This window comes from Nakamurella sp. GG22, from assembly GCF_052976845.2.
Genome location: NZ_JBRIIO020000022.1, coordinates 39,930 through 52,370, shown reverse-complemented (window position 1 = coordinate 52,370; position 12,441 = coordinate 39,930). Strand labels below are relative to the sequence as shown.

Annotated in this window: 11 protein-coding genes and 1 pseudogene; 4 read left to right on the top strand and 8 right to left on the bottom strand. The window is 68.4% G+C overall.

All coding sequences use genetic code 11. The features are described 5' to 3' along the window. Positions 1 to 19: 19 nt before the first annotated feature. The 6 genes and pseudogenes from ACVBEQ_RS20105 to ctaE all read right to left on the bottom strand — a co-directional run bounded on the left by ACVBEQ_RS20105 (position 20) and on the right by ctaE (position 6,785). Positions 20 to 622 carry a universal stress protein gene (locus ACVBEQ_RS20105; RefSeq protein WP_447155084.1) on the bottom strand — a complete coding sequence of 201 codons (603 nt, stop codon included), beginning with the start codon at positions 620 to 622 and terminating at the stop codon, positions 20 to 22. Beyond that, positions 619 to 2,101: pseudogene (locus ACVBEQ_RS20100) on the bottom strand (MFS transporter). Before ACVBEQ_RS20100 ends, ACVBEQ_RS20105 begins: the two are co-directional and overlap by 4 nt. A gap of 377 nt (positions 2,102 to 2,478) precedes the next feature. Then, complete coding sequence (gene qcrB, locus ACVBEQ_RS20095) at positions 2,479 to 4,098, bottom strand: cytochrome bc1 complex cytochrome b subunit (RefSeq protein WP_447155083.1); 1,620 nt, start codon at positions 4,096 to 4,098, stop codon at positions 2,479 to 2,481. Beyond that, positions 4,095 to 5,210, bottom strand: a complete 1,116-nt coding sequence (gene qcrA, locus ACVBEQ_RS20090; RefSeq protein WP_447155082.1) for a cytochrome bc1 complex Rieske iron-sulfur subunit — start codon at positions 5,208 to 5,210, stop codon at positions 4,095 to 4,097. The genes qcrB and qcrA overlap by 4 nt, the downstream gene beginning before the upstream one ends. Continuing rightward, positions 5,207 to 6,028 carry a cytochrome bc1 complex diheme cytochrome c subunit gene (gene qcrC, locus ACVBEQ_RS20085; protein ID WP_447155081.1) on the bottom strand — a complete coding sequence of 274 codons (822 nt, stop codon included), beginning with the start codon at positions 6,026 to 6,028 and terminating at the stop codon, positions 5,207 to 5,209. The genes qcrA and qcrC overlap by 4 nt, the downstream gene beginning before the upstream one ends. A 142-nt stretch (positions 6,029 to 6,170) precedes the next feature. Continuing rightward, positions 6,171 to 6,785 (bottom strand): aa3-type cytochrome oxidase subunit III, encoded by a 615-nt coding sequence (ctaE, locus tag ACVBEQ_RS20080; RefSeq protein ID WP_447155080.1) that lies wholly within the window; start codon positions 6,783 to 6,785, stop codon positions 6,171 to 6,173. Positions 6,786 to 6,958: 173 nt separating this feature from the next. On the opposite strand from ctaE, the gene ACVBEQ_RS20075 reads away from it, so the two are divergent. After that, complete coding sequence (locus ACVBEQ_RS20075; protein ID WP_447155079.1) at positions 6,959 to 7,384, top strand: DNA-binding response regulator; 426 nt, start codon at positions 6,959 to 6,961, stop codon at positions 7,382 to 7,384. Then, complete coding sequence (trpD, locus tag ACVBEQ_RS20070) at positions 7,381 to 8,433, top strand: anthranilate phosphoribosyltransferase (RefSeq protein WP_447155078.1); 1,053 nt, start codon at positions 7,381 to 7,383, stop codon at positions 8,431 to 8,433. The genes ACVBEQ_RS20075 and trpD overlap by 4 nt, the downstream gene beginning before the upstream one ends. 17 nt (positions 8,434 to 8,450) lie before the next feature. Here the strand turns inward: trpD and ACVBEQ_RS20065 are convergent, their stop codons facing one another. Further along, positions 8,451 to 8,732, bottom strand: a complete 282-nt coding sequence (locus ACVBEQ_RS20065) for an Lrp/AsnC family transcriptional regulator (RefSeq protein WP_447155077.1) — start codon at positions 8,730 to 8,732, stop codon at positions 8,451 to 8,453. 78 nt (positions 8,733 to 8,810) lie between these two features. Continuing rightward, positions 8,811 to 10,619, bottom strand: a complete 1,809-nt coding sequence (locus ACVBEQ_RS20060) for a DEDD exonuclease domain-containing protein (RefSeq protein ID WP_447155076.1) — start codon at positions 10,617 to 10,619, stop codon at positions 8,811 to 8,813. Positions 10,620 to 10,701: 82 nt separating this feature from the next. Here ACVBEQ_RS20060 and ACVBEQ_RS20055 point away from each other — a divergent pair, with 82 nt between their 5' ends. Both ACVBEQ_RS20055 and ACVBEQ_RS20050 read left to right on the top strand, forming a co-directional pair. Further along, positions 10,702 to 11,997, top strand: a complete 1,296-nt coding sequence (locus ACVBEQ_RS20055; RefSeq protein ID WP_447155075.1) for an NYN domain-containing protein — start codon at positions 10,702 to 10,704, stop codon at positions 11,995 to 11,997. Positions 11,998 to 12,059: 62 nt separating this feature from the next. Then, positions 12,060 to 12,335 (top strand): hypothetical protein, encoded by a 276-nt coding sequence (locus ACVBEQ_RS20050; RefSeq protein ID WP_447155074.1) that lies wholly within the window; start codon positions 12,060 to 12,062, stop codon positions 12,333 to 12,335. The last annotated feature ends 106 nt before the right edge of the window (positions 12,336 to 12,441 follow it).

Genomic DNA, 12,441 nt, shown 5'->3' with positions numbered 1-12,441 from the left:
CAGCTCTTGTGCGTGCGGGTCAGTTCCCGTCGACGTCAGATGTGATGGGGACGCGGACCCCCGGTCTTCCCGCGGTACCGGCGGCAGTCAGCAGGCCGCGGCCGATCCGCTTCCCTGCCGCCACCACCGCGGTGTCGGGCAGCTCGCTGATCGCCGGCGGCATGATCACCACCGGGCACCCCGCCCGGTAAACCAGCCGGCGGGCGAACAGCGGCCCGCTGGACAGGTCCGTACGTTGCGGCGCGTCGATCACGAGCAGGTCGGCCACCCGGGCGGCGGCCAGCAGCACCTTCCGCCGGCCGCCGTGCACCACCCGGCACTCCACCTCCGCATCCGGTCCCAGCACCGACCGCACATCGCGCCCGAGCTGATCCTGGGCGTCGGCGTACAGCTGTTCCGCGTCAAAGGTGAAGACCGATGGACGGCCGGCGGAAGAGGCGGGCGGCGGCGGTGGCCGCCAGGCCCGGACCGCGATCAGTCGGCCGCCGTATTCACGAGCTTCGTCCACGGCCCACCGCAGCGCGGTGGGGGAGCCGCTGCTGGCGCTCACGCCGACAACGACGACGTACTGGTCCGGGTCGATCTCGGACGCGAACTCCTCGGCCGTGGGCGCCGCCGTCACTGCTGCTCACCGCTCGCCGTCGTCCGCGTATCAGACGCGGATCCGACCTTGGACAACGGATCGGCGATGTCCTCCAGTGATTGTCGTTCGGCGTTGATACCGAAGATCAAAGCGACGATCCCGCCGATCAGCATCAGGGCGGCGCCGAAGTAGTAGCCCACGGTCAACGGCCCACGATCCGTGCCCTCACCGATCATCGCGCCGTAGATGACCGGGGCAAGCGCTCCGGGCCGCCTGCGCGACTGCGAAGAAGTACGAGATGGCCTGCCCGCGCAATTCGAGCGGGAAGATCTCCGACACGGTGAGGTAGGCCGCCGATGCGCCCGCGGAGGCGAAGAAGAACGAGACACACCAGAACACCACCTGGGTGGTCGCCGTCAGCGCGTCGGCCTGGAAGAGCGCCGCCGACACGGCGAGCACGAGGCCCGCCAGCCCGTAGGTCGAGAAGATCATCTTCCGGCGCCCGATGGTGTCGAACAGGGGCCCGAGAATGAGCGGTCCCAGAAGGTTGCCGATGGCGAACGGGAAGAAGTAGTAACCCGTGTTCTCTTTGGGGATGTCGTAGAAGTTCTCCAACACGAGCGCGTAGGTGAAGAAGATCGCGTTGTAGAGGAAGGACTGGGTGACCATCATGGTGAAGCCGAGAATGGTGCGCTTCGGGTACACCTTCACGAAGATCCCGATCAGCTGTTTGAACGGGACCGGCGGCTTCTCGACCACCGAGATCGCCTTGCTCTCCGGCACATCGGGCAATTCGCGCCCTTCAGCCCTGACCCTGGCCTCGATTTCGTCGACGGTCCGGTTCGCCTCATCGGCCCTGCCGTGTGTGAGCAGCCAGCGGGGGCTCTCCGGGATGTGCCGGCGCAGGTAGATGATGACCAGACCCAGCACCGGTCCGATGAAGAATGCGATGCGCCAGCCGAGGTCCTGCGGAATGAAGGCCGGGTCGGTCAACCACAGATTGGCGGTCGCACCGAGAGCCGCACCTGCCCAGTAGGTTCCGTTGACGGCGATGTCCACCCGACCGCGGTAGCGGGACGGGATCAGCTCGTCGATCGCGGAATTGATCGCGGTGTACTCGCCGCCGATACCGAGACCGGCGACGAACCGGAAGAACCACAGGAACCACACGTTGGGCGACAGGCCGGCGATCCCGCTGCCCCCCAGATAGATCGCCAGCGTGAGGATGAAGAGCTTTTTCCGGCCGAGCTTGTCGGTCAATCGACCGAAGTACAGCGCGCCGACGACCTGGCCGACGAGGTAGATCGTGCCGGTGAAACCGATCTCGGCGGAGGTCATGTTGAAGGTGCCGGCGAACCCGCCCACCGAGACGAGTTGCACCTCGAGACCGTCGAGGATCCACGACACCCCGAGCCCGACCACCACCGACCAGTGGAATCTCGTCCACGGCAACCGGTCCATCCGGGCCGGCACCAAACTCGTCACGGGTTGCCCCGTGACTCCCGACGTTGTTGCCATGTGGTTCTCCTGTCCTCGAAAGTTTTCGGGCGCGCGTCAGCCACGCAGGATCGCGGGTTCATCAGCGGGTGAAACGAAGTGGAGCGGTGATATCCGCCTGGTGCGGGAAGGAACAGTTGGCGGTCAGGGCGATCGATCGCGAGCGGCTGGGTGCCTGTGCGCGAGATTGCCGGGGCCGCAGCCTGATTCGGCGTCGAATGCCATGGCTGACCTCTGGGGAGGAGTCGATGTGGTGAGCACCGGATAAGTTCCCGAGAGAACGGCATTCACACGAAACTCACACCAATTATTTTCTGTCGCTACAGAAGTGCAGAGACGACTCTGCCCCGCCACGATGGTCGTGGCGGGGCAGAGTCGTTGCTGAGAACCGAGCGGAGCTACCGCTTCGCGGCGGCCTCGATCTCGGGTACCGGATGGAGCTCGTCGTCGTAGGCGATCGTCCCGGTCTCATCCGCCGGCCTGAGCAGCCCGGGAACCGCGACACCCGCCGATCCGAGCTGGTTCATCCGCTTGGGCACCGAGGCACCCTGGTAGGCCAGCGGAATCGGATGTCCGTGATCGTCCAACGGGCCGAGCGGCTGGTGGACTTCGATGAACTCACCGCTCGGCAGCCGCTTGAGAATGCCCGTCTCGATACCGTGCTCGAGAACGGCACGGTCGGAGTGCTGCAGGCCCAGGCACAACCGGTACGTCACGATGTACGCGATCACCGGGCCGAGGATGGAGCCGACCCTACCGATCCACGTCATGACGTTCAACGAGATGTCCAGCTTGAATGCGAAGAGGTCGTTCGCACCGTTGATCAGGTTGACGATGTAGAAGGCCATGAACGCGGCGCCGAGCGCGGTGCGGACCGGTACGTCGCGCGGACGCTGCAGCAGGTTGTGCACCGCGTTGTCCTTCGTGAATGCCTTCTCTATCCATGGATAGGCGATGACGATGATCATCAGCAGCGTCGCGCCGGCTATCGACGGGAAGAACACCGACGGGATCATGTAGTGCCCGAACAGGTTTCTGACTTCCCAGTCCGGCCATATTCGGACCATCCCGTCCAGGAAGCCCATGTAGAAGTCCGGTTGAACACCGGCGGAGACCTGAGAGGGGTTGTACGGACCGAGGTTCCACACCGGATTGATCTGGAACAGGCCGCTCATCATGATGATGATGCCGAAGACGACGGCGAAGAAGCCGCCCCCCTTGGCCGCGAACGACGGCAGGACCCGCAGGCCGACGACGTTGTTCTCGGTGGCTCGCGCAGCCGGGAACTGTGTGTGCTTCTGGAACCAGACCAGGGCGACGTGTACGCCGACCAGGGCGAGAATGATCCCGGGCAGCAGCACGACGTGCAGCGAGTAGAAGCGCGGGATGATGATCTCGCCCGGGTAATCGCCGCCGAACACCGCCCAGTGCGTCCAGGTCCCGATCACCGGAATCGACAGGATGAAGGCGCTGACGGCACGCAGGCCGGTGCCGGACAGCAGGTCGTCCGGCAGCGAGTAGCCGAGGAAGCCCTCGGCCATGCCCAGCACCAGCAGCAGGACGCCGATCACCCAGTTCGCCTCACGCGGCTTACGGAACGCGCCGGTGAAGAAGATCCGCATCATGTGGATCAGCATCGAGAAGATGAACAGCAGCGCTGCCCAGTGGTGGATCTGCCGGATCAGCAGACCGCCGCGTACCTCGAAGGAAATGTCCAGGGTCGAGGCATAGGCCATCGACATCGGAACACCGCGAAGCTTTTCGTACACGCCCTGATAGACGGTCTCCGCCATCGACGGGTCGAAGAAGAGCGACAGGTAGACGCCGGACAGCAGCACGACGATGAACGAGTACAGGGCGGCCTCGCCGAGCATGAACGACCAGTGGCTCGGGAAGACCTTGTTGAGTGCCGTCCGCAGCGGACGGGCTCCGTGGTAGCGGATGTCGGCGCCGTCGAGTGCCTTTTGCACAACGGACGGGCCGGCTGACGCCTTGGTGGGGGTGGTGAGGCGGCTCATCCGCTTGTCTCCTTGGGTTCGGAATACCACGCGGGAAACTTGCCATTTTCCCAGAAACCGGGACCGACTGCTTCGACGAAATCACCGGCGGCGACGAAGTAGCCCTCTTCGTCCAGCTCGATCGGGAGCTGGGGGAGCGGGCGGGCCGCGGGTCCGAACACGGGGAACATTCCCTCGTACAGGTTGAACTGCGATTGGTGGCACGGGCACAGCACCCGGCCGGTCTGCTGTTCGTACAGCGAGACCGGGCAACCGACGTGCGTGCAGATCTTCGAGTAGGCGTAGTAGTCGCCGAACTGGAACCCCTGCTGGCCGTCCCGGATCCGAACGACGGAGTCGGACCGCAGCCGGAACAGCATCACCGCGGCGTCCGAGGCCTTGGCACCGCCCGGAACGCCCGGGAAGACGGTGGCCATCGAGCCGGCATCGAGATCCTCAGGGCGGACCGGTGTTCCGTCGATCTGCACCATCCGAACCTTGGTGCCGTCAGCGGCCGGTGCCCACGGCGTGACCCAGAGCGGAGAATCGGCGCGCTCGGCCCACGGGTTCTTGATGAAGCCACCGAGGATCGGGACAACGGCCGCGACCCCGAGACCACCGCCGGCCAGCAGCAGCGATCCCTTGATCACCCCGCGGCGCTTGACGCCGGCCTTGTCGCCGGTGTCGAGCACCTGGGCGGCCAGCGTCTGCCGGTCGACCTCATCGGACAGGCCGACGTGCCGCTGCTGGACCGCGACCTCGTGTGGCATGACCTTCTTGGCCAGCGCGACGATCCCGATGCCGAAGCACAGCACCGTCAGCCCGAGGGTCGCGCCGATGATCGGGGTGTAGAGGGCATACGCCAGCTCGCCGTCCGACTCCGCCGGCACCCATTCACTCGGCCACCAGATGAAGGCGACGATGAAGATGACCGCGAACAGCGCCGCGAGCAGGAACCAGATCGCGACGGACCGTTCTGCGCGCTTCTCGGCGGGGGAGCCCGGCACGTAGCGCTCGCCGTACTCGACAAGCTCGACGCCGTCCAACGCCATGCCGAGGGCGCTGAGCTCCTCGCGCGACATCTTCGCGCGTTCGGCCGCATCCGGGATCTGCAGGTTCGGGTTGCCGCTCATGCCTTCGATCCCATCCACAGCGTCGCCGCGACGATGGCGCCCATGCCGACCAGGAAGGCGATCAGACCTTCGGGGGCGGGACCGAAGCCGCCGGCGGTGTACCCGCCCGGATCGATCGTCTCCTTGTTGTTCTGGATATAGGTGATGATCGCCCGCTTCTCGTCGGGAGTCAGCTGGTTGTCACCGAAGACCGGCATGTTCTGCGGGCCGCTGAGCATCGCGCCCCAGATCTGCCGATCCGTTGCCGGGTCGAGGTTGGGCGCGTACTTGCCCTGCGACAGTGCGCCGCCCTGACCGGTGAAGTTGTGGCACGAGGCGCAGTTGAGCCGGAACAGCTCGCCGCCGCGGGCGATCTGGTCCGGTGCCCGCAGGTCCCCGACAGGAATCACCGGGCCGCCGCCGTTCTGCTGGATGTAGGCGGCAAGGGCGTCGGTCTGCTCCGCATCGAACACCGGCTCTTTGCGCTGGATCTGCGCGCCGTTGATCGCCGCCGGCATCCGTCCGCTCGAGACCTGGAAGTAGGTCGCGGCCTCGCCCACACCGACCAGCGACGGTCCGCGCCCGACCACACCCTGAAGGTTCGCGCCGTGGCAGCTGATGCAGGAGTTCTGGTACAGCGACTGGCCCTCGGCAGCCAGCGCCGCGTCCACGTCGGAGGCGACCGCCTCGTTGCTGTTCGACGTGAAGGCGCTGTAGACGAAGGCGACCGTGGTGAGCGCGAACATCAGCGCGAGCGCACCGGTGATCCGGCGCACGGCCTTCGTACGACGGAGCGCTCGTGATCGGCCGCCCGTGGGCGGTGTGTCGTTGACCGACATTCTTTCTGACACCTCGTGCTCGGTAGCTGCGGCTGGCGGGTGCGGGACGTCGCGGTGGTGCTGTGCGGCGTGCTCCGCGGGAATGCCGGTCGGCCGTACTTCTAACTACTGTAGAAGTTCCGGCGGCGGATGCGAAGAGTTATCACTGAATGATGTAGATGGTGGCGAAGAGACCGATCCAGACAACGTCGACGAAGTGCCAGTAATAGGACACCACGATGGCGCTGGTGGCCTGCGCCGGCGTGAACTTGGAGATCTTCGTCCTGGCGATCAGCAGCACGAAGGCCAGCAGGCCGCCGATCACGTGCAGTCCGTGGAACCCGGTTGTCAGGAAGAACACGGTGCCGAACGGGGACGACGCGAGCGTCGTCTCGTGCTCGGTGATCATCACCCGATACTCGTTGGCCTGGCCGAGCACGAAGATCGTGCCCAGGAGGAGCGTCAGCAGATACCAGCGGCGCAGCGAGAAGACGTCACCGCGCTCCGCGGCGAACACGCCGAACTGACACGTGAACGACGACGCCACCAGGATGATCGTGAAGACCAGGGCGTAGGGAACGTTGAGTTCCGCCGGCGGCGGGGGCCATTCAGCCGCCTGCGCTCGCACCGTGAAGTAGATGCCGAACAGTCCGGCGAAGAACATCAGCTCGCTGGAGAGCCACACGATCACGCCGACGCTGACCATGTTCGGGCGGTTCAGCGTGTGGATCCTGCTGCTGATCGCGGAGGGGCCCGTGGGGCTGGTCGCTGTCGTCACAGATGGATTATGGACTGCCACCGGTGATCATGCGCTTGCGGGTACGACCCGGGCGGGTCGCGGGATTGCCGGCACCGCGATCGTTGCAGGTCAGGGCGTTCCCGGCGGTTCGACGGCTTGTCGAAACGAGCCGCGCAGGGACCGTCGGGAGGAGGGGCACTAGCATCAGCGGCGTGAGCAAACCCGTGCTGTTGGTCTACAGCCATCGTCCCGAGGTCCGGGAGCGGATCATCACTGCCATCGGCCGTCGGCCGGCGCCGGATGTCGGCAGGGTCGACTACCTCGAATGCTCCGGCGTCCACGAGGTGATGATGGCGACCCAGGGCCAACTGGCCGACGTGCTGATCCTCGACGGCGAGGCGCAACCCACGGGCGGTATCGGCATCAGCCGGCAGATCCACCAGGAGGCGGCGGTCGTGCCGCCGGTGGTGATCGTGGTGCGCCGGGCGGACGATCGCTGGCTGGCCACCTGGGCCGGTGCGGACGAGATCCTGGTGCACCCGCTGGATCCCGTGACGGCGGCCGACTGCATTGCCGGACTGCTGCGCCGGCGGGCCGCCGGGTTGATCCCCGCGGTCACCGAACCTCACCCGCGGTGAGCGGGGCGAGGTCCTGGCCGGCCCTGTTGAGCACGTTGCTCGCGGGCGAGAACCTCGACGCCGCCGACACCGGCTGGGTGATGGACACGATCATGGCGGGCGAGGCGACGTCCGCGCAGCTGGCGGGTTTCGCCGTCGCGCTCCGCGCCAAGGGCGAGACCGCGGTCGAGGTCGCCGGACTGGTCGACAGCATGTTGTCGCACGCGGTGCGGGTCACCGTGCCCGGTCGTTCCGTGGACATCGTCGGCACCGGCGGTGACCGGGCGAACACCGTCAACATCTCCACGATGGCCGCTGTGGTGATGGCCGGCGCGGGAGCACCGGTCGTGAAGCACGGCAATCGGGCCGCCTCCAGCAAATGCGGCGCGGCCGACCTCCTGGAGGGCCTCGGGGTGGCGATCTCGCTGCCCGCGGCGGCGGTGGCGACAACGGTGACCGAGGTCGGCATCGGATTCTGCTTCGCCCCGGTGTTCCACCCCTCCTTCCGGCACGCCGGCGCCGCGCGTCGCGAGCTGGGCATCCCGACGGTCTTCAACTTTCTCGGCCCGCTGACCAACCCCGCACAGCCGGCGGCGGGTGCCATCGGCTGCGGCAACCTCCGGATGGCACCGGTGATGGCGGAGGTGTTCGCGCTCCGCGGGTCGGACGTGCTGCTGTTCCGCGGCGATGACGGACTGGACGAACTGACCACCACGACCACGTCGACGGTGTGGGAGGTGCGCGGCGGCGCGGTGCGGGAGCTCGGCGTCGACCCACGGGATCTCGGTATCGAACGTTCCGACCCGGCGGACCTGCGCGGCGGCGACGTGGCGCAGAACGTGGCGGTCGCGCGGGAACTGTTCGCCGGGGCCGGCGGGCCGGTGCGGAATGCGGTGGTGCTGAACGCGGCCGCCGGTCTTGCCGCACACGCCGGTCTGACCGGAGACCTGGTGTCCGACCTGCGGGCCGGCGTGCGGCGGGCCGGCGAAGCGCTGGACTCCGGTGCCGCTGCCGATGTTCTCGAGCGATGGGTGGTCGCCGGGCGGACGCTCGCGTCAGCGGCGGGCTGACCCGACCGGGCGAACGGTCAGGACTGCATCCCGATGGAGAAGGCATCGTCGGCATCGCGTTGGGAGTACTCGCGGAAGGCGATGTGGGTGACGGTCCGCAGCACCCCGGCGACCTTGGAGATGTGGCCCGGCACCAGGTCGGCGATCGCCTCGTGGTCGGCCGCCCGGACGATCGCTACCAGATCGACATCGCCTGCGCAGGAGTAGACCTGATCGACCCCGGCCAGGTCGGCGATCGCCTGTGCCGCTTCCGGGATCCGGTCGGCCTCGACATCGATGAGCACAATTGCCGTCACCATGGCCCGCGACCTCTCTCGACGTCCGCCGGGGAAATCGGCGGAGCACGATGCTATGTCACCCCCCGCATCAGGAGCGCCTCAGGAGACCGTGTGACGGGCCAGTTCGGCCGCCTTCATGAACGAGCGCCATCGGCCGGCGCCCGCCGCGGGGCTGGACCACGCTTCCGTGGTCCGGACCAGACGCGCGCCCGGCCGCTCGACCCACCGGAGCAGGGTGGTGGTCTCTTCTGCGGACGCCGCCGGAAGGGGACCTGGCCCCGGCAGCACCGTCTCGGCCGATGCGACCAGCAGTTCCACGATCGGCATCGGGTCGACGCCGCGGCGGGCCCGTCCGGCCGCTGCGAAGCGCCCGTAACGGATCACCGTCAGGTCCCAGCCGCCCAGCTCGTCCGGCCTGGCCGCGACCACCTCGCCGATGCCGGCCAGTGCACCCAACCGCTGGCGGCGGTCCACGGCGGATGCCAGTGCAGAGAGGCGATCGCGGGTCAGTGCCGCCTGGTCGAACCGGCCGGTGTACGACAGTTCGTTCAGCCGCGAGCGCAGCACGGCCAGCACCTCGTCGGAGAGCCCGTCGACCAGCGCGGCGATCCGCCGGACGTGGCCGGCGTAGTGATCGGTGCTCTCCGATCCGGCGCAGGGGGCGCCGCAGCGGCCGAGTTCGGCGAGGGCGCAAGCACTTCCGTCGGGATCGAGCCGCCGGATCCTGGCGGTGCAGCGCCGGATGGGCACCGCGTCCTGCAGCGCCTCCACCGCCGTCTGCGCGGCCTGCCGGGACGGGAACGGCCCGAGGCAGGTGGCCGTCCGGTCCGGTGGTGACCGCACGATGCTCAGCCGTGGGAACGGTTCGTCGGTCAGCGTCACCCAGCATCCGCCACCCGGTTTGCGTGAGCGCCGGTTGTACGGCGGCTGGTGGATCGCGATCAGCCGCTGCTCACGGATGTGCGCCTCCAGGGCGTGTGCGCATTCGACGTGGTCCACCCGCTCGGCCAGCGTCACCATGTGCTTGATCCGGTTCCGGGTCTCGGCCGCCGAGAAGTAGGAGCGGACCCGCTGGTGCAGGTTGCCCGATGTCCCGACGTACAGCACCTCGTCACCCGGTCCGCGGAACAGATAGACGCCGGGCGTCGGTGGCAGGTGGTCGGCGAGTCGCCGCTTTCGCCTGCGCTCCGGTGCCACGTCGCGGCCGGCGTCCTGCAGTTCCGAGAGGCTGTGCACGCCAAGGGATCCGAGACGCTCGAACAACGCGTGCAGGACGTCGACGGTCGCTCTCGCGTCGGTCAGCGCACGATGGTCCGGGGCGACCCTGGCGCCGAGCAGCGCGGCCAGCGCGGACAGCCGGACGCTCGGGGCCTCGGCGCGGGTCAGCACCTTGCGGGCCAGTCGTACGGTGTCGACCACCGCCGGCCCGGGCCATGGCAGGCCGAGCCCGGCGCAAGCCGCCTTCAGGAATCCGACGTCGAACCCGGCGTTGTGCGCGACCAGCACGGAACCTCGGATGAATTCCAGGAATGCCGGCAGTACGGCGCCGATCCGCGGGGCGTCGTAGACCATGGCGTCGGTGATCCCGGTCAGCATGGTGATCTGCGGTGGAATGCTGCGGCCCGGGTCCACCAGGGTCGCGAATTCGCCCAGGACCTCCCCGCCGCGCACCTTGACCGCACCGATCTCGGTGATCGACTCCGTCCGGCTCGAGCCGCCGGTCGTCTCGAGGTCGACCACGACGAAGGTGACCTCCCGTAGCGGCTCGCCCAGCTCGTCGAAGCTGCGCTGGGTCGAGATGCCTGGCCGGACAATTGGTTCGGCTCCGCGAAGCCGGTCGAATCCGGCCGCCCATGGGGGACCGGCCGGCGCCCCGACAAGCCGCCCGGAATCCACGAACAATGACATGAGGCGAACCGTAGAACGCCAGTACGACAGTGCAGGGGTGGCGCGCCGGGGCCGACCGCCGTCCTGCTGTCAGGATGGCGGCGTGAGCACCACCGGAAGCGCCGTCGAACCCGGGGACCCGGCTGCCCGCCTGATGACGGAACTTCCGGATTCGGTCCGCCAGCGGATCGTCGAATGGGCGGCGCAGGCGCTCGGTGGCGCGGACCCGGCGGCGGTGCCGTCCTCGCTGGTCAGGGTCGCCCGGTTCGCGCCGGCCAAACGCGCCAAGCTCGCCGCGGCTGCGCTCGGGCAGGCGGTGCAGAACGACCCGGCGTTCCGCGCACTGGTCGCCGAGCGAGCGGCGGCCACCGATCCCGTCGGCGCAGCGGCCAGGGCTTACCTGCTGCGGCTCCCGGACGAGGCGGAACTGCTCGCCGCTGTCCAGGAGGCGTCGCGCGAGGGTAGTTCCAGGGCAAGGGTTGTCGAGCTCGAACAGGAAGTGAGATCGCTGTCCGGCAGGCTCGACCGCGCGACCGCGGAGCTGCGTGCCCGGCCCGCGGCCGATGGTGAGCGGTCGGACGAGGCCGAACGGCTACGGCTGCGGCTGCGCGAACAGGGGGTCCGGATCCGCGAACTCCAACAGCAGCTGCAGTCGGAAACCGCGGAGGCGGCGGCCACGGTGGCCGAGGCGGCCGCCGAGCGGGACAGCGCCCGCGCCGAGGCTGCCGTGTGGCAGCAGCGGGCGGAGGCGGCCACCGCCAGAGCAGAGACCGCGGCCAAGGAGATCGAACGGCTGCGCCGATCCGCCGGCGAGCGGCGCGCGGCGTCGGACCGCCGCCTCGAACTCCTGCTGGGTGCCCTGGAGGGCGCGGCGTCGGGACTGCGCCGGGAATGGGATCTGATCGGCGGAGGACCGGCCCCGGCCGACGTGGTGGCCGCCGGTCTGCCGAGGATGTCCGCCGACGCGGAGCGCACCGCCGACCCGGCGAGACTGACCGCATGGGCCGGTCTGCCCGGGGCACATCTCATCGTCGACGGTTACAACGTGACCAAGACCGGCTTTCCCGAGCTGTCACTGTCCGAACAGCGGGACCGGTTGGCCCGCTCCCTGAGTGCGCTCGCGGCCCGGACGTCGGCGGAGGTGACGGTGGTCTTCGACGGCGCGGCGGTGTCGACGGCGCGGCCCCCCGCCAGGGGAGTCCGGGTGCTGTTCTCGCCTCCAGGGGTGCTGGCCGACACGGTGATCGGCGATCTGGTCAGGGCCGAGCCGTCCGGCCGGGTGGTGACCGTCGTGACCTCCGACCGGGAGGTCGCCGACCGTGCGGCCACGGATGGCGCCCGGACCGCGGGCTCGCCGGTGTTGCTCGCGGCCTTCGCCGGAGGGAGCGCAGGCGGCTAGGTCCGCAGACATGCTGGTTCCGCAAAACGGGACTGTCGGTGCCCCCACCTACCGTGCGAGGAGTGGACAAGACCACCAGGGTGCGACCGGAAGGAACCGACGTCATGCACATCGACTGCGATACCTGCGCCGTCAGGGGACCTGCCTGCGGCGGATGCGTGGTGACCGCCCTGCTGGGCAGCACGCCCGACGGCGTGGAATGGGACGAGACCGAGCGTGCGGCCCTCGGAGTGCTCGCCGACTCCGGCCTTGTCCCGCCACTGCGGATGGTGCCGACCTTCATCGGTCAGGACCAGGTCATGAGGGGACGACCACGTGGCAATCGCGCCGTAGGGTGAAAGTCCGAACGTCGAGCGTTACACAATGTGACGGCCGTCTCTTTCACGCAACCTGTGTGTCCCATCCAACACACGATGCTGTTTGTCCAGTTCAGCGGCGGTTTCG